Annotated in this window: 19 protein-coding genes; 9 read left to right on the top strand and 10 right to left on the bottom strand. The window is 46.9% G+C overall.

What is annotated here, in order from left to right; translation table 11 throughout:
• Positions 1 to 4: 4 nt before the first annotated feature.
• Positions 5 to 1,054 (bottom strand): NAD(P)H-dependent glycerol-3-phosphate dehydrogenase, encoded by a 1,050-nt coding sequence (locus ACWQXP_RS15030; protein WP_454063694.1) that lies wholly within the window; start codon positions 1,052 to 1,054, stop codon positions 5 to 7.
• A gap of 612 nt (positions 1,055 to 1,666) precedes the next feature.
• On the opposite strand from ACWQXP_RS15030, the gene ACWQXP_RS15025 reads away from it, so the two are divergent.
• Positions 1,667 to 2,011: a hypothetical protein gene (locus ACWQXP_RS15025; protein ID WP_454063693.1), complete on the top strand. Its 345-nt coding sequence runs from the start codon at positions 1,667 to 1,669 to the stop codon at positions 2,009 to 2,011.
• A 76-nt stretch (positions 2,012 to 2,087) separates the two neighbouring features.
• Here the strand turns inward: ACWQXP_RS15025 and ACWQXP_RS15020 are convergent, their stop codons facing one another.
• The 5 genes from ACWQXP_RS15020 to ACWQXP_RS15000 all read right to left on the bottom strand — a co-directional run bounded on the left by ACWQXP_RS15020 (position 2,088) and on the right by ACWQXP_RS15000 (position 7,186).
• On the bottom strand, positions 2,088 to 3,074 hold the full coding sequence (locus ACWQXP_RS15020) for a hypothetical protein (protein ID WP_454063692.1): 987 nt from the start codon (positions 3,072 to 3,074) through the stop codon (positions 2,088 to 2,090).
• Between the two features lie 65 nt (positions 3,075 to 3,139).
• Positions 3,140 to 4,063 (bottom strand): peptidoglycan-binding domain-containing protein, encoded by a 924-nt coding sequence (locus ACWQXP_RS15015; RefSeq protein WP_454063691.1) that lies wholly within the window; start codon positions 4,061 to 4,063, stop codon positions 3,140 to 3,142.
• Between the two features lie 419 nt (positions 4,064 to 4,482).
• A complete protein-coding gene (locus ACWQXP_RS15010) occupies positions 4,483 to 4,710 on the bottom strand; it encodes a hypothetical protein (protein WP_454063690.1) in 228 nt (75 codons plus the stop codon).
• Between the two features lie 411 nt (positions 4,711 to 5,121).
• On the bottom strand, positions 5,122 to 6,357 hold the full coding sequence (locus tag ACWQXP_RS15005; protein WP_454063689.1) for a DUF2914 domain-containing protein: 1,236 nt from the start codon (positions 6,355 to 6,357) through the stop codon (positions 5,122 to 5,124).
• Positions 6,314 to 7,186 (bottom strand): peptidase MA family metallohydrolase, encoded by an 873-nt coding sequence (locus tag ACWQXP_RS15000; RefSeq protein WP_454063688.1) that lies wholly within the window; start codon positions 7,184 to 7,186, stop codon positions 6,314 to 6,316. The genes ACWQXP_RS15005 and ACWQXP_RS15000 overlap by 44 nt, the downstream gene beginning before the upstream one ends.
• An 87-nt stretch (positions 7,187 to 7,273) precedes the next feature.
• On the opposite strand from ACWQXP_RS15000, the gene ACWQXP_RS14995 reads away from it, so the two are divergent.
• On the top strand, positions 7,274 to 7,720 hold the full coding sequence (locus tag ACWQXP_RS14995) for a methyltransferase family protein (RefSeq protein ID WP_454063687.1): 447 nt from the start codon (positions 7,274 to 7,276) through the stop codon (positions 7,718 to 7,720).
• A gap of 30 nt (positions 7,721 to 7,750) precedes the next feature.
• Here ACWQXP_RS14995 and ACWQXP_RS14990 read toward each other — a convergent pair whose 3' ends face one another.
• Complete coding sequence (locus tag ACWQXP_RS14990) at positions 7,751 to 9,346, bottom strand: bifunctional aminoglycoside phosphotransferase/ATP-binding protein (RefSeq protein WP_454063686.1); 1,596 nt, start codon at positions 9,344 to 9,346, stop codon at positions 7,751 to 7,753.
• Positions 9,347 to 9,379: 33 nt separating this feature from the next.
• Positions 9,380 to 10,231 carry a uroporphyrinogen-III synthase gene (locus tag ACWQXP_RS14985; protein ID WP_454063685.1) on the bottom strand — a complete coding sequence of 284 codons (852 nt, stop codon included), beginning with the start codon at positions 10,229 to 10,231 and terminating at the stop codon, positions 9,380 to 9,382.
• A 195-nt stretch (positions 10,232 to 10,426) separates the two neighbouring features.
• On the opposite strand from ACWQXP_RS14985, the gene ACWQXP_RS14980 reads away from it, so the two are divergent.
• The 3 genes from ACWQXP_RS14980 (at position 10,427) to ACWQXP_RS14970 (ending at position 12,620) form a co-directional block, all read left to right on the top strand.
• Positions 10,427 to 11,656, top strand: coding sequence for an RtcB family protein (locus ACWQXP_RS14980; protein WP_454063684.1), 1,230 nt, complete (start codon positions 10,427 to 10,429; stop codon positions 11,654 to 11,656).
• 114 nt (positions 11,657 to 11,770) lie between these two features.
• Complete coding sequence (locus ACWQXP_RS14975; protein WP_454063683.1) at positions 11,771 to 12,274, top strand: hypothetical protein; 504 nt, start codon at positions 11,771 to 11,773, stop codon at positions 12,272 to 12,274.
• Between the two features lie 163 nt (positions 12,275 to 12,437).
• Positions 12,438 to 12,620: a hypothetical protein gene (locus ACWQXP_RS14970; RefSeq protein WP_454063682.1), complete on the top strand. Its 183-nt coding sequence runs from the start codon at positions 12,438 to 12,440 to the stop codon at positions 12,618 to 12,620.
• Positions 12,621 to 12,900: 280 nt separating this feature from the next.
• Here the strand turns inward: ACWQXP_RS14970 and ACWQXP_RS14965 are convergent, their stop codons facing one another.
• Entirely contained in the window at positions 12,901 to 13,134 is a 234-nt protein-coding gene (locus ACWQXP_RS14965; protein ID WP_454063681.1) for a hypothetical protein, read from the bottom strand.
• A gap of 135 nt (positions 13,135 to 13,269) precedes the next feature.
• On the opposite strand from ACWQXP_RS14965, the gene ACWQXP_RS14960 reads away from it, so the two are divergent.
• Both ACWQXP_RS14960 and ACWQXP_RS14955 read left to right on the top strand, forming a co-directional pair.
• Positions 13,270 to 13,563: a hypothetical protein gene (locus ACWQXP_RS14960; protein WP_454063680.1), complete on the top strand. Its 294-nt coding sequence runs from the start codon at positions 13,270 to 13,272 to the stop codon at positions 13,561 to 13,563.
• Positions 13,541 to 13,960, top strand: a complete 420-nt coding sequence (locus ACWQXP_RS14955) for a type II toxin-antitoxin system VapC family toxin (RefSeq protein ID WP_454063679.1) — start codon at positions 13,541 to 13,543, stop codon at positions 13,958 to 13,960. The genes ACWQXP_RS14960 and ACWQXP_RS14955 overlap by 23 nt, the downstream gene beginning before the upstream one ends.
• 25 nt (positions 13,961 to 13,985) lie before the next feature.
• On the opposite strand, the gene ACWQXP_RS14950 is transcribed toward ACWQXP_RS14955, so the two are convergent.
• Positions 13,986 to 14,825 (bottom strand): formylglycine-generating enzyme family protein, encoded by an 840-nt coding sequence (locus ACWQXP_RS14950; protein WP_454063678.1) that lies wholly within the window; start codon positions 14,823 to 14,825, stop codon positions 13,986 to 13,988.
• A 191-nt stretch (positions 14,826 to 15,016) separates the two neighbouring features.
• On the opposite strand from ACWQXP_RS14950, the gene ACWQXP_RS14945 reads away from it, so the two are divergent.
• Both ACWQXP_RS14945 and ACWQXP_RS14940 read left to right on the top strand, forming a co-directional pair.
• Positions 15,017 to 15,430, top strand: a complete 414-nt coding sequence (locus ACWQXP_RS14945; RefSeq protein ID WP_454063677.1) for a VOC family protein — start codon at positions 15,017 to 15,019, stop codon at positions 15,428 to 15,430.
• Between the two features lie 131 nt (positions 15,431 to 15,561).
• Complete coding sequence (locus ACWQXP_RS14940) at positions 15,562 to 17,187, top strand: MBL fold metallo-hydrolase (protein ID WP_454063676.1); 1,626 nt, start codon at positions 15,562 to 15,564, stop codon at positions 17,185 to 17,187.
• The last annotated feature ends 87 nt before the right edge of the window (positions 17,188 to 17,274 follow it).

Raw genomic sequence — 17,274 nt, 5'->3', positions numbered from 1 at the left:
GAGGTTAGCGTTGAGGTGTTGATGAATAGAGAGCTCGATCGGTTTCGACCTTTGCGGCCCGATTCATGAGGTTTGCGACAGCCTGACGAGGATCCATACCTTCAAATAGGACTTGATGCACCCCGTCAACAATCGGCATCTCAATTTGATGTCGTTGTGCTAACCCAGATGCCGCACGAGTGGTGCGAATGCCTTCAGCAACCGTTGATGTGTGTGAGAGGATCTCCTCAAGAGTTGAACCTTGTCCAAGTTTTAACCCAACCGTATAATTTCGGCTCAATGACCCTGTGCAGGTTAACACCAGATCCCCTAATCCAGATAACCCGTACAAGGTGGAGACGTCAGCGCCCATCGCGACGCCTAAGCGAATCATTTCGGCGAGGCCTCTCGTAATCAAGGCGGCCCTGGTATTGAATCCCAATTCCAAACCGTCCACAATACCAGATGCAATGGCCATGACGTTTTTTAACGCACCGCCAATTTGTGCGCCAATCATGTCATGCCCGGCATAGACGCGAAACTGTGGCGTCAAAAATACGTGTTGGAGTTGTGTCACCAAATCGGATGTGTGCCCGGCTAGTAGAATCGTCGTGGGCTTTTCTTGGCAGACTTCGCGAGCGAAACTCGGTCCTGAAAGAATTGTCACAAAGGGATGCCAGGGTTGAGGGAGCAGAGATTCAACAATATTCGACATGAGGTGAAACGAATTCTCCTCAATGCCTTTCGTGGCAATCGTGATAGGTAAGGGATCGGCCAGATGCGGTCTCAGTTGTTCTAGAATCGCATGCATGGCATGGGAGGGAACAGCTAACAGGAGGAGATCTGTTCCGTGAACCACTTCGGCAAGTGATCCCATGGCCGACAATGAATCGGGCAAAGGAAAATCTGGAAGATACATTTCATTTCGCCGAGTAGACCGAATCGATTCCACCACATCTAGTTCATGGGCCCAAAGGCGAATAGTATACCCCTTGCAGGCTAACAAGCGAGCCAAGGCCGTTCCCCATGACCCGGCTCCAATCACGGAGACGGTCTTGATAGGTCGAGCAATCATGAAAGTGTTAAGGGGGAAAGGAACGTTTTCGCGGAAGAAAATCTACATCTTTAGACTTGCGCGGGATTATAGAAACGAGAAGAAATACTGTCAACTTGCCGACCTATAATCGACATATCATGAGGGTGAGAACTGGAACTGTAATTCACACATTCATTGGCCACACTGACACTCAATTATCGTCGGCAAGCCGACCTATAATCGACATATCATGAGGGTGAGAACTGGAACTGTAATTCACACATTCATTGGCCACACTGACACTCAATTATCGTCGGCAAGGCCACCTATGATCGACCTAGCAATAGGAATGGCGTCATCAATGTAAAATGGGTTGATGGTGAGCCGTAGCCATACACAACAATCGTGGTCTAGGCCACCTGTATCGACATATCATAAGGGTGAGAACTGGACCGTAAGTTACACATTCATTGGCCGCACTGGCATTCAACTATCGTCGGCACCTAGGCACCGATAATCTCATGTTAATGTACGCAATGTATTTCAAGAAAAGGATGGATGTACTGAGCCGCTGGCCTATTGAACCATCGCGCCTAGGCCTCCACATTCCATTGCATCCACGATGAATTAATTTTATTTTGAGGTTAGCTCATGAGTGATCGACAGGTATGTTCTTCTTGTGGTTTTGGAATTCCACGTGAAGGACGCTATTGTCTCAAATGTGGAACAAAAGTTACTGAAGACAAGCAAAAGGCACGAGCCAAAGAGTCACTAAACCTCCGTATCCTGTATATCATGGTTGGTTTATTGATCGTTGCAATACTTTTTCCGCCATGGGAAGCTGCACCAGGGGAACCTCCACAATTTCTCGGGTTGAACTTTATTCTCTCTCCACCTCGAGAGGGCGCAATAGTGAGCCGGATGTTACAAACGATACAACTTGTCACGATTGGGGTGGGAGGGATGTATGCTTCTTGGCTGTTTCGATCAAAATAACCGTTGTTCACCCACGTATCTGAAAAGATATGTTGTTGGGTCGAAAAGATTATTTAGCTTGGTCATTATAGTTTGCCTACGGAATATTATTGTTGCGTAAACACTGTTCAATTGCTGTCAGCTCAGAAGATTGAATATGTTCATCTTGTTCAAGATTTTCAAGATAATTGACCATTTGCTCAAGGTCTGTTGTGCTGAGTGTGTTTTGATAGTATGAGTAAGGGAGAGTATTTTTGGCATATATCGCTTTGTCGGTAACGATGTGAACATCGTGATGAAGAATAGATTCAATAATGTACTCTCTTGGTGACGTGGCCTTCCCTTGGTAGGCGTGGTCGTTCAGATGTGCTGATGCGTTGGTTTTCATGTACAACGGCGGCCCGAGTGTTCCGGTCGCCGCGTGGATCGTGGGAATAATGTGACAGCCGGCGCATGCATGCTGGAGAAATAATTGCTTTTCTGAACGTTCTGCATCACGTCTCACGTGTAAATCACGATTGATATAGCTCCATTCTTCTTGCGAAAGAAGATTTCGGTAGGTTGTGCGTATGTCGTGTGGCGAAGGAGGACGTTCGCCTTCGTGAACATAGAGCCATGTATCAATGGCCACAAGTTCGTCGAGTGTGAGGTTGATTGGTGGGAGATGCGCTTTCGGCATAGGTGATTCGCAGTCTCGACTCCCCTTCATGCCCCACCCTGCCACCACATAACAACTCGGACAGACATGGGATTCAGCAAGGTATTCGAGCGAGGTGGGTTTGGTACGTTTCCGTGCAGTAATTCCCCATAAATTCGGGCCCCGTTCACTCATTGGCCTAGGGTGAAACGCATGACAGACCGGGCACTGAGCTTTCCCAACATGACGACCGTCACGATTTTTTCCCTGAGCACCGAAAATGAGGATCTCGCCTTCGTCTGCTAGCTGCTGTGTCGTTATGTTATCGATGGTTGTGTTTTTCGATTCCGGTAATCCTTGGGGTTCTGCGTGATGGTTCCAATTCCCACAACCTGAGGCAAGGCCGAGAAAGAAGATAACGACACAGCAGCTGTTACGTAGTCTCATTGCGAAGGATGAAATCCATGCGGCTCTTGGAGAATGTGACCGATTGTATAGACTCGGTAATTCGGTTATTCCACTACTTGTAAGATCTTTTGAATTTCCTGCGCTTTGCGTTGCTGCAAGTTGACGAAGACATCCGGTCCGTCGATGAGACGGTACTGAACGTCTTCAGTTTCGACATTCGCACAAATTCCCTTACCTTCTTGGTAGGCTGAAAACCGTGTGACCGTATTACTCCGACGATGCATCCGTAAAATGCTGATCGTACAGGCTTCACCGTCATAGGGTTCACTCACTAACTGTTCATCGTCCCACTCCTTGATGGCATAGACATGAGTGGCGACCTCCAACATCGGGGCATGTTCGACGAGTAACACGGCAGTCGATTCAATGCATTGCTTTTGCTTTCGAAAACAGTACAACTTTGTGGTTTGCACCGCATCAGAGGTCGGGCCGGCTTCGCTGGCCCAGGTTCCTTCCACTTCAATAGCCTTGTCCCATTGATCACCATGGAAGACATATTTCGGCAGATAGGGTAAGGGGCGATCAAGCACTTTGTTATCATCAGTCAGGTGTGTGAGCGTTTGATAGTCGAGTTCTCCAGTTACCAGTAGGCCGGTATGGGTTTGATATTTCTTTAGGGCGGATTTGGTCTGTTCATCAAATTTTCCGGTATAAGGTCCAGTGCCATATCCAAATCGACCCAGAAAAATCTGCACTCCCATAACAAGCACTTTATATTCTTTTGGTTTTCCTTTGAGCGAATCGAGCTCTAGCTGTCCTCTTTGAGCCTTACGCGAAAGTGTCGGTGGAGGGCTGTTTTGGCTTTGCTCGCTTTTTTCTGCCGCCTTGAGGCTGCTGTCTGAGCTTTCTGCCTGTATGGCATTCTGATTATCCAATGAATCATCATGCTTCTGATGACTCTGTTCTGCCAAAGCTGGTGTGATCAACGTGAACGAAAGCAATACGGTCGTGAACCATGTTCGTACCATTGTGACAAAGGCCTCCTTTTGAAGAAAAACGTGATCGTGATGCGTTAAAAAGGTTTCTCATCATCACAAGCGGGACTTGGGGGAGTCAAGAGAGATTCGCAATGACCGGAAAACGATGAAAGAGGTTAGAACCGTCTTAATAATTAACTGGAAATTAATTGGATTCGCTATAAACACATGAAGGAGTGAATCTTTAATGAAGGAAGTTGCCGTCTTGGACGTTTCGTGGAAATACGGCAAGGAAATTTTTGTACAATTTAGGAATAATTGGACTAAACGGACTTGGAAAGGGAAGGAAGGTCGATGGGATTCGTCAAGAATAGATGTCGATGCCACCATGATATTTTCACAATGGCATAAAAAAACGTCGGGTGGAGCATTTACCCCACCCGACGTTTATAGAAACCCACAAAGAAAGACTACTTCTTTTTAGTTGCAGTCTTCCTTTTGGCTGTGGTTTTCTTCTTGGCAGCTGGCTTCTTCTTAGCCGCAGGCTTCTTGGCTGCCGGTTTCTTCTTGGCAGCTGGCTTCTTCTTAGCCGCAGGCTTCTTGGCTGCCGGTTTCTTCTTGGCAGCTGGCTTCTTCTTAGCCGCAGGCTTCTTAGCTGCCGGTTTTCTGGCTGGCGCCTTTTTCTTAGCTGTTGCCAACGCTCTCACCCCCTTTCTAATCTGGAGCTACCCGAAGGCAACTCCCACCGTTCATATTTTTCAATGAACGGGTTAAGTCTATATTCACCGTCGCGATTTTCTTCCCGCTGGGTCATTGCTGTTTCTTCGGTTATCTTTTTGGAAAGATAAAGAATTCATGAAATATTTTTTTGGAAAATTATCGTGCGAGGAGTGCGTGTGAGGAAGCAAATAATATTTTTCATGACATCGTTAAATATATACTACAACGTTCGAATGCATTTTGCCAGAAAAAAATTCATTTTTTTCTTGACGGTGTTTTTTTGTCGTCAGCAAAAAATTTTCAAAGATTGAATGATCGAGAAAAATTTTTACAACAAGAAGAAGAGAAGGGAAGGTTTTGAATGAGAGAAGTGTTTCATAATCACATCATCAAAAAATGATTGTACGTGTCTCTTGGGATTCATCATGTTTGGGAGTCGCAAGAAAAGTTACCCGTCCAATGATTCGTCCATCTTCAGTTTCCACATCGACACGCCACTCGCCAGGATCAAGACGCTGTTTGACCGTATAGCTGCGGTAGCCACGCTCACGTCCTCCTGAAATGGAAATCGGAATACGGTCTGTTGAGGAAAATTTGGTTTTCGTCTTGTCCTGTCGGTATTGCCAATGATGATAGACCGTGGTTTGGAGTGTGATGGGAGCAAAGACGCTCGTGAAGCAATAGACCGGTTGATCCGTGAAGACCTGATCCTCTGATTGTTTGAAGACTTGGTACCATGACCCGTCATGAAATGTGAGGTGATAGTCATTTTTGGACTTTTCAACATGCTGGTAGACTCCGCCAAATTTCAAAGAGAGTGGGACTGGTGGGATCCAATTCAGAAAATATAATCCGCTGAGACTGGCAATCAGTCCCAAGGCTGGGAGAAAGGTCAAGAATGGATCCCATGAAGATTGAGACTCAATCCCTTCAAAGATCAATTTGACCACCTTCCAGATGACGATGGCACTCAGGCTTGCTCCGAGGAGAAAGATCCATGTATTCATCCAGCCAGTGAGCACAGGAAGAAAGAACGTGAAAAAACTAAAGACCACCATCGTATAGAGGCAGACGAGGAGTTTGATGCTTGAGAGACGATGACGAAACCATTCGTTTGCGATCAGCAGCAGAATGATGATGGCTAAAAAAATAGAAGATGTGGTGAGTGACGAGCTTTGGAAGTAAAAAATCGTATACGCGCTAAAGAGCCCTCCGAGGAAAAATTGAAGCGCTTTTGTCAGATGCGGACGGGCCCACTCGATACAATGAAGGGCACTCCATCCTGATTCTTGGGGTGGAGAGGGTATCATGCCGAATTGGAGTCGGCCGGTTAGTACGACCAGAGTTCCCAGAATACTCAAGTATAAGAGTAAAATAAGATTATCGAAGAGGCGGTCGATACGACTCAGTGTCAGTGTGTCATAGGTGACCCCCGCCAGGAAAAACACGATGGGGATAAAAGGATTGGCGAGATGGGTATTGAGATGATTGAGAGGGGACCGAACGATGGGGGCAATAGTTGAAATGAGTTGAGATTTTAAGGAGGTTCCCAGCAAGGCTTGCCCACCGTTCTCAGAGATATCAATGTTCTTCCTCTTTCCACTCTTGTTGTAATGCCTCGGCACGCTGACGTTGTTTCTTGAATACATAGAAGGCCAATCCGAGGATTCCGAGCCAAAGAGCGACGGAGCTGGTGAAAACAGGAATCCAGTTCGTCCAAAGAGATTGCTCATCCCAGAAATCAGCTTGGGCATGCTCAAGCGACTGAGCCGTTGTGCGTACGAAGGCTTCTTGAAATGACGCTCCGTGTTTTAATGATGCGAGCAGTTGCTTCGGCCATGCATCGCCAAATTGCTGAATGCCATAACGAACGAAGGCATGTGAAAGAACATAGGCTTCATGAGCAGAGGCTCGATCTTGATGGAAGTGTTGTTCCAGGTCGTTCAAGGTCGTGGGGTTTCCCATCATTATGGCCCACGCGAGTCTGGCTCGGTCTTCGATATCCCATGAATGTGCCGCAACCATCGCCAGTCCTTCATCGAACCAGCGAGGAACGGATTGACCTCCTGCGGCTTGTCCAATCACAATATGGGCGATCTCATGGGCGAATAAGCTTTCAAGTGAATCGTACGGGTAGCCCACGACTCGTTCTGGAAGGACGACAATCAGGTGTTGTTGGGAAATGGCATATCCTGAAACCCATGTTGGTACCGGTTGAGCCCAATCCGATTGTTCAGGTGCCACAATGACCCGAATAGGTTCTCTGAGATGATTGATTCCCACAAGATTCATGATGGATTGAATACGAGAGGTATCAAATTGTTGTAAACGATCCGTTATGGAGGATAAGGCCGGAGGTCCTTCAACGATAAGACGTGGGGCTTCGGTACTGTGGGCTGGTAGAGATAACGAAAAAAGCAATACGACTGTATAGAAGTGGAAATGGTGTTTCATGTATCAAGGTCACAGGATGATTGAGAGCCTCAGAACTGCGAGTTTGGTTGTTCTTGCAAAAACTATAGCAAGGCACATTGAACGGTCATGGCCAATGTGACTTTACCCAAATCAACGTTACTTGTTGGCGTTCAGTTTGTCTGTATTGGAATCATTGTACTGACAGGACCCATCATTGTCTCAATGAGTTGGCCGCTGGGCCTTGAGCTTGCGGGGGTCATCATCGGTCTGTGGGCGTTTCAAGCCATGTCGATCAGAAACCTGCATATCTTTCCTGAAGTTCACGAAAAGAGTGTCTTGGTGACACATGGCCCCTATCACTTCATCCGACACCCGATGTATACGGCTTTGCTTCTCTGTACCTTGGCGATGGTCGTGGATGAGTATTCCACCATTCGGCTAGTTGTTTGGGTGTTCTTAGTGATCGATTTGATTGTGAAGCTTACCTATGAAGAAACGTTGTTAGTTCAACGTTTTCAAGAGTATACGAACTATCAGCGACAAACATCCCGCCTGATTCCGTATGTCTTCTAAATAGGAATCACAAGAGTTCGAGGTTTTCCGCTATGAGGTTGATCTCTTCCGTTTCTGTTGGATCTCCATCAACACGTCATTTAAATTATTGGGCTGTTCCGTTGGTATTTCCATCACAAACGGTTGTTCAGTTGGAGAGAATGGCTCATCTTGAGATAACTGTTGCTCTAAGACTGTAATGTCTGCTTCTGACGCATCACGCCCAGCCTTCAGTCGACTGATCACACGTTGTCGAAGAATGGCTTCCGGCGCATGAATATCAAGGATGACAAACGGAACCTGTAATTCTTTCGCCAGCTTGGCAAAGGTGTCTCGATGTGCCCGTTTCAAAAACGTGGCATCCACTATGACAGGCAACCCGGATTGAAGAATATTGCGGGCTAACATCGCAAGCTGAGTGTAGGTGGCTTGAGTCGAATCTTTAGAATAGACCTTGGAGGTGTGTTGCTTGTCCGTTTTTCTTGTTTCTGGAATTCCAAGTAGGCGTTTTCGCTCAATGTCTGAACGTATTCGAATGGCGCCGAGGGATTCGAGTAGTGCTTGTGAGACGGTTGTTTTACCAGATCCAGATAGGCCATGCGTGATGAGGAGAACGGGATGAGGTGATTTGGTGAACGATCCGGCTAACGCGACATACTTCTTGAGTTCTTCGGTAAGTTTAGAGACTTCAGCACTCTCTTTTTCATCTTGTGAAAGGCGAATGCCTGTGACTTTTGCTCGAACCATGGCTCGGTAAGTCAGGTAATATCGAAAGGTGCGAAGTCCCTCATAGTCTCCAGTTTGTTCCAAATACGTGTTCAATAATCTCCACGCAAGCTGAGAAGCGCCACGATCGATCAGATCCATGACAACGAATGCCACTTCGTTTATGACATCAATCCATCGAAACTCCTCATTAAATTCAATACAGTCGAAAATTACGATGGTATTTTCAACAAGCGCGATGTTTCCGAGATGGAGATCTCCATGGCATTCACGAATATATCCTCTCGATTTTCTGTTCTTGAAGTGCTCCACGCATCTGGCGTGTTCTGCTTCGGTCCACTGCTTCAATTGTTCCACGTCTTGTGTGGAAATAACGTTGCAGGGGGTAGTGACTAGATGTTCGAAATTGCTCATAGCAGGACGACGCAGCAGATTTGGTGTCCCGAACGTTGAAGAAGAATCCGCAACTGTCGTATGCGTATGAAATCTCGCAATGCTTTTGGCTAATTCATCAATGTGTGAAGAAGTAACGTTACTCTCTAGAATTTGTTGAGAAAGAAGGGCTTTCGGAGGAAACTGCTTCATTTTGACGGCATATTCTATTGGTTCTCCGGAACCGTTGAGGGTTGGAGATTCCGGTGTGCCAAAGATCGAGACCAGTTCGAGGTAAAAATCTGGCGCAAGACGTCGATTGAGCCGAAGTTCTTCTCTACAAAAAAAGCGCCGTTGTTCGAGCGTAGAGAAGTCTAGAAAGCCTAAGTTGACAGGTTTTTTGAATTTATATGCGTACGGACCCGTCAGGAGGACCCACGAAATATGGGTTTCCAGCAATTCAAATTGTGAAATGTCGTGATCATACAGTGCAGAGTTCTGGAGCGATTGAATGAGCGTATCGATATTGGGAGAGGTTGGGGGATTCATGGAAAAAAGTCGTGTAGAAAGTACGAACGATTCTTAGGTTCTGCGTTTTTGAGCCAATAGCTCATGAATGTGTTCACTCGTCTCTTTTACGAAGATACCCATTTTCGAATGACTCGGCTCTATATCGATGGGCAAATCATAGTGTTTGAGCCGTTCACTCGTGATTTCACCAATCGAAGCGACGAGCACTCTTTTCAATGCCATTCGAAACTCATCGATTTCCCGGGTTTCTTCTAGGACTTTCATCACATGTTCAATTTGCACGGCATTGGTGACGAGGAGCGCATCAACCTGACCTTCAATAATATGTTTCAATAATCGACGAAGTGGTTCGATGTCATCTGGCAAGGCCCATCGATAAACCGGAACCGGTGTGACAAGTGCGCCTAACTGTCGTAAGGCGTCCAATAGTTCTTCATTACTTACCCCATATTCCTGAACGGCAATACGAAGCCCTTTCATGCCGTCCGGCTTCAAAGTCTTGATGGCTTCCAGCACATCTCTCCACGTATTGGGCTCAGGAACAACAACCTTGGGAACGACATTGTTCTCTTTTAACGCCACCACAGATTTTGGTCCTCTAGCCACCAGGATGGTATTGCCAAGGGCTTCCTGGATCAGTTCCAGTGAAAACTTTGTTTGGATGGCCTGGACAAGGCTTCTAGTGCCGACTCCGGTGAGGAAGATCACCATATCATACTGTGCATTCAGAAGGTTTTCGCCAAAAGCGAGTGCTTGAGGGTTGTTTTCAATGGGGATTTCTTGCATGGACGGCGCAACCAACGGTTTTCCGCCATGACGTTCGATCAACCGTGTCATTTCGGCGGCCATCCGACTTTCAAATGCCGCAATCGTTAGTCCGTTGAATCCTTTTTTTGTGCTCATTGTCAGTGAAATCTTTCCGGTGGAATAATGAGACTGACAGTTTTCAGGTCGTCTCGATTACACGCCATACGTTGAGATACCTTTACGTGAAAGATATTATTTAAGATCATTCTAACGATAACATACAGCAAACGTCTAAGGTCGTGGCAACGACGAAAGAGAAATCAAGACAGATTGGACAAAGGAAATTCAAGAATGAGTGAACGATCCTACAACATCATCAAAACAGAGACTGGCGTGCCGATTAAGGCCTGGACGAAGGGTGTGCCGCTTGAAGGGCAGGCGGAGCAACAGCTTCGCAATGTTGCAGCGTTGCCATTTATTCATAAGTGGATTGCCGCGATGCCTGATGTACATTGGGGGATGGGTGCGACAATTGGCAGTGTGATTCCTACAAAGAAAGCGATTATTCCCGCCGCGGTGGGTGTCGATATCGGATGTGGCATGATGGCGGTGCAGACGACCTTGAATGCCCGACAATTACCGGACAATCTCAAATCAATTCGAGCGACGATTGAGAAGACGGTCCCCCATGGCCGTACGAATCATGGAAAGAGGGGCGACCGAGGGGCTTGGCATGATATTCCCACACATCATTTGACAGAATGGGAAAGACTCCGCCCTGCCTATGATCAAATCCGAGGGAAGCACCGATCGTTGGACCGTGGCAATGATTTCAATCATTTAGGCACGCTTGGCACTGGGAATCACTTTATTGAAGTCTGTTTAGATACGGATAACGCCGTGTGGTTCATGCTTCATAGTGGCTCGCGAGGAGTGGGGAATCGGATCGGCAGTTATTTTATCGAATTAGCCAAAAATGATATGAGAAAGCATCTAGCGAACCTTCCCGATAAAAACCTCGCCTATTTTTCTGAAGGAACTGACCATTTTGACGATTATGTCCAAGCCGTTCACTGGGCACAAGATTTTGCTCAAACGAATCGCCGACTCATGATGGAGAACCTTATCCGGGCTCTGAAAAAAACTGGGGAGCTTCCCGAATTTCAAGAAACTCAAGAAGTGGTGAATTGCCACCATAACTATGTGGCCGTCGAGCATCACTATGGCGAAGATGTCTTTGTGACGCGTAAAGGAGCGGTCCGGGCCAGAAAAGGTGATATGGGGATTATCCCAGGGAGCATGGGGGCACAATCCTTTATTGTTCGTGGCTTAGGCAATGAAGAAAGTTTCCATAGTTGCAGTCATGGGGCTGGCCGAGCCATGTCTCGAACTGAAGCCAAACGTCGATTTACGATCGCCGATCATGAAAAGGCCACGGCAAGTGTCGAGTGTCGTAAAGATGCTGACGTCATCGACGAGACTCCGCAAGCGTATAAACCCATCACTGATGTGATGAACGCTCAACGAGATTTAGTTAAGATTGCCTATACCCTTCGACAAGTGGTCTGTGTGAAGGGCTAGATTAATCTCTTACCTTACGGGGCCAAATAACGATAGGTGAGGAAAACACTGACATTCATAGCGTAAGTTCGCAAATAGAGTACACCCTATTTGAGAGGGTTAAAAGGGATATTTATGACCCACGCGATCAAGGAGCAAAAACAACAAAAAGGCGGTGCAGCGCTCATCTCGATGACACGGCATGAATTATTGAGTGTGTGTTCAATCGCCAAAGGCAATGAATTTCTATACGCCATCCCACTATCAAAGATCGTTGATATGGTGCTGGAGCATTCGATTGGAATGGTCGAGACATGGGAGTTTGTGGATCTTTCTATCGAGAATTCCGGAGTGAATCAATTCAGATTCGATGATTGGTTTAACTATCCTGACTCGGGATTTGAGGAAATGACTCTGTCGCTCCGGTTCAAAAACCTCGAACACGGCAGGATAGACTCATTGGAAGTCGATATGATTCAGGTTATTCGCAACGAACTCCAGGCGATAAGCTCAAAACTGTATATTGGCGGTGCTGAAATCAGTGAGGGTAAGAAAAAGCTGGTGTTCAATGGTAGGGAAATTTCTTTGAAAGACGGAGAGGTACGCGTGTTGATCACGACCCACAAGCCGCAGTATTGAATACTTTTTTCATCCATTTAGGCTTACGCATTTTATAGCGACGGGGCTTTTGCAGCGCGGCAGGAATTTCGGATTGGTAAAGATCGAGCCATGACGCCGGGGGGAACGGTCGCAGCTTTAAAATGTCCGTGATATTCATACGAATAATTGAGAAGATAAAAAAATGAAAGGCGATTTATTAGGTATAGATTTACAGGAAGAACTGACAGCGATTCGAGCGCATAAAGCGGGCCGCAAGAAGCACAAAACGAAAAAAATGAAACCGCCATCCAGTCCTGACGTGATCCGGCATCGTCTAGGGCTGACACAAGATGCGTTTGCCGGATTAATCGGCGTATCTGTATAGCCATTGTGGAATTGGGAGCAAGGCACACGGGAACCTCGTGGGCCTGCCTTGGCGTTACTAAGGATTGTGGAGAAAAATCCGGAAGTGCTATTTAACTAAAGACTTGGAGTGGTTACAGGCAATAAAGATTGCCTCACGCAGGGATTTAGAAAAGTTTTCCCGTATGACCATAGATAGTGGTACCGTTTACCTTCATAAAAGCGCGGCATTATTAAAAATATGAAATGCTATGAACGTAAAGCTTGAAGGGTGTTTCGGCTATTAAGGTATTATATTGAGACTACAAAAGTTCACTTGCTACATCAGGGTGAGCAATAATCTCTGTTTTTTTTCTAAGCTTTTTAACTTTAGGATCATAGTTCGCACGAATATCTGCAAGCTGTTTATCAATCCACTTTTTGATAAGTGTTTCTTCAGCTTCGATACGGTCATATAACGCTTCTGAAAAATGGAAAAAGGGGACATTCTCATTTTTTGAGATTGTAAGCTTCCCCGTCAAGTGGATAATTGGCATGTAGAGTTTTCGAGAGAAGATCAAAGGAGGTCAATAGAAAGGAAGTTGATCGACAATACAGAAATGACAATAGAGATACTGTGGCTTGGCAAGCCGTATTTGACATGCTCTCATTCATGCACTACAATGTAGTACATGATGAAAACATCTGTCTATAGCTGGCGTATCGACCCTGATTTGAAGCGTGGACTTGAGCAGGCGGCGAAGACTGAACAGACTAGTGTGGCCCAACTTCTCGATCGAATTGTCAAAGACTGGCTTCACCAGAAGGACTCATCGGAGGACGAAGACATGCAGCGGCGCTTGCATGAAGCGGCTTCCCAAACCTTCGGGGCATTCGGGAGTGGTGATCCTTATGGTTCGGAGCAGGTGCGAGAACGAATTCGCGCCAAGCTAAGGAAAAAGCGTGCAACCCAAAGGCCTGATTGATACAGGCCCCTTCGTCGCCCTGTTAGATCGGGATGATCACTGGCACGCATCCTGTGTTGAAGCATTTTCCAAACTGCAGTTGCCGTTGGCTACGACAACAGCGGTACTTGCAGAGCTTTTCCATTTTCTCGATGATCACCCACAACGTATTGCCGATGCATGGCGAATGGTACGCTCAGGTGCCATCACTGTTTTGCCGATGACGAATGACGATATGCCAGCACTTGAACGACTGATGAAACAATATGCAGACCGGCCGATGGATTTTGCCGATGCGACGTTGGTCCATCTAGCTAAACGAGAATCGCTCTCAACGATATTCACTATTGATCACAATGACTTCGAAACCTACCGGATCAACGGTAAACGAAAATTTCAAATCGTCCCTACGCGCTAAAACTTCTATTTATTTGCCTTTGGTCTCACTCTTTCTCAGTATCCTTCGCACAGCGAAACCCTGTTGAGTGATTCCGGTCTAGTGGTTTACTTTTAATTCTGGTAAAGACCCGGGCTTGTGGGGTTTCTCCTTGCCAGCCTGAGCTGCGGAGGACTTTAAAGCCTCCAGTTTGAGGACCTTTGGGGTTTCGGTCTGGACTCTTTGCGTAATACCCTGCGTCATACCAATCGGCAACCCATTCCCACACATTGCCTGACATGTCATAGGCGCCGTAGGGGCTCTTACCGGCTTCATAAATACCGACTGGCACGAGCGTCGCTTCTCCACGCCAGGTTGTCTGATTATAGTTCAAGTGTTTATCGGTCGGTTCGACGTCTCCCCATGGAAAACGCCATTCATTCGGCCCTTTTGCGGCCTTTTCCCATTCTGCTTCGGTCGGAAGACGTTTCCCAGCCCACTTGCAGTAGGCATCGGCATCGTACCAATCGACGTTGATGACTGGAAGATCAATGACCGATTCCGGCATCGTATTTTCTTGCCAGAGGTTTTTTGTGGAATCCGTTGGATGGTGCGGGGAACGGTGCCCAGTGTCTGTGATGAACTGCAAGTACCGTCCGTTGGTGACTTCATATTTGTCGATATAGAAGGTATCAAGAAAGACCTCATGATTCGGCCGTTCATCAACACCCCCATCACGTGCTCCACTGGGGACACCCATGGGGAAATTGCCTTCTGGGACGAGCACCATCGGCGCACCATCCTTTCCCGTAATTTCGGTTGGAGAAGAAGCGGCATTGGCCGGTAGAATTCCTGTCCCCCAGAAGAGCAGTGTCATGAGGGTACATCGTAGGATTGACTCGTTCATTCTCTCGTTCCTCCTAATCAATTTTCACTAACCGTATACGTATTCATTCAAGAGTATAGGGTAACCATACCATAAACACTCCCTGTCACATGAAGGGGTTGCCCCTGCATCGAGCCCTGGGTATGATGGCCATCCAATGAGCCGAGAACGTTGTCGTTTCATTCATTCAATGAGGACAAAGTGAGAGCGTGATGAGTCAAACAGGCATATTAGGTCTTCGACATCTGGCGTTAAATGTGAAGGACATTGAGGTGTCGCAAAAGTTCTATGAACAGGTGTTTGACATGAAGGTGGTTTGGCAGCCTGACTCTCATAATGTGTATCTGAGTTCCGGAACAGATAATTTAGCTCTCCACCAAATACCCGATAAGAACCTTGTGGCTTTTTCTGGTCAAACAGGTCAATTTTTAGACCATTTGGGGTTCTTGATTGATGCTCCAGCCAATGTTGATGCGATTTTTCAGCGTGTTCAGGCCGATGGTGTTTCCATTGTGAAGCCGCTCAAACAGCATCGCGATGGCAGTTATTCGTTTTATCTGGCCGACCCGGATGGAAATGTCGTGCAAGTGCTTTATGAGCCAACAGTCAGCAAGCGTGGAGCGTGATTTGTGAAGCGTGAAGCGAAAGATGGAAAATGAGAGAGGTAAAAGCCTTACATGTTTTAGTTTCTCTGTAACGAGATCCGTTTCACGCTTCACGAACGACGAGCATCGAACGACGAAATACGAGATTACGAATGAGTACGTGGGATATTTATCAAGCAAGTCACTACGTTGGGCTTCACCCATGGGTATGGGTCCAACTAGAAAGTTCGGAACCTCCCGGCCCTCTTCCGTTTCTTGGAGGAGTGGATCCGCAGGTGGTGGCCAGCTTGCACCAGGTCCACAGTATTTTATTGAGTTCTGTGGAGACCGCCATCAGCGATATTCTCGCTCATCGTGCCCCGTTGGATGATCCTGCTGTATCTCGACGGTTAGAAGACGCGTATGCCGAGGTGGTGGCGTCACGTCCTCAATTAAAAGCCCATATTCAATGCGGCCGGCAGCCAGACGGCACGTTTCAATGGACGTATCCTTCTGATGCGAGATTATCAGCCACGATGTCCTATGCTGGTTTACGCATTTTTAACGCGGCGACCCGTAATGCGGTTCCTTTTATGTTTGAACGGCCAATTGCTCCGATGATTGGGAAGTTTTTAGGGTTTTTGGATGGCACGCGAACGGTGGCGGAAATCCAAACAGTGGCAACGGCATCAGGGCGAGAGACGGAACGACATTTAACGAAATTTTTCGAATTGTTGCGGGACAGTGAGTGTTTGGCCGTGACTCCGACGAGTTCAGTCAGAGAGCAGTGGCTGCGTCATACCCAGGATCAAGATGTCATTCATCTTGGCCATGCGGCTCTCATGTATCGACAGCGTGATCAGTTTTTCTGGGTGGACCCTTGGTTGATGCCATGGTTTGCCGAGTCTCCCACTCCATCACTGTGGATGAATCTTCTACCGCGTCCAGCGGCTATCTTTTTGACTCATGATCATGATGATCATGTTGATCCACGCACCCTTTTCCATTTGCCGAAGGACATTCCGATTTTTGTCCCCAGTCGCAAGAATCGGCAAACATTGTATTACGATTATGTCTCACTTCTACGGGAGTTGGGATTCACGGATGTGAAGGAACTGGCGCATGGTGATACATGGAAATTTAATGGAGGAGAAGTTGTCTCAGTCCCCTTCTATGGCGAAGACCCCTGCGATTTGGCATTGCCGCGAAATTGTTATTTGATTGCTGACCGTGGACATAATACGTTGGTCCATGCGGATAGCGGGCCAACCAATGCAGGGCAGTCTCCATTACAGGATGGAATTATTACGGATCTTGTTTCGCGTTATGGTCCTCTTTCCACCGTGTTGGCCTCACAGCAGCAACTCAAAGAAGTCCGTAGCTACACAGCCCATGCCTGTTTATCGCACCCAGGGACCTGGCTCGAAGTTGGAGAAAATGGCTATCTCACGAACCAATATTTAGCTGAACTGTGTGCGAGTGCCAACGCGAAGTTGTTTGTCTCATATGCGACGGGGGGAGCTGATTGGTACCCTGATCACCTGTCATTTATGTTTAGCCACCGAAATCCGGCAAGAACGTCGCTCATTACCGCACATTGGGATCAGCCGGATTCCTTGAGGAAATCTCTTAACCCTCTGGGGTGCGCATACCATTATGCTCAAGCACTCGACATATTTCGTCCCGGTGAGAAGGGGGGCATCCACGTTTTGTCATCCGCTGATTCTTTGTCGCCTTTCCAACTGTTTCAACACGATCATTCACTTCCCTCATTTTTAAGTCGGTCCAGACAATCGTGAGTCTGTGACGTCCTACTTGAGGTGATATCTTTTCAAGCTATTGATTTAATTGTAATTGTTTGGCTTGGACTCCATTAGAAACTTAGG

This window comes from Candidatus Nitrospira salsa (assembly GCF_965152625.1).
This window is presented reverse-complemented; position numbering and strand designations above follow the sequence as displayed.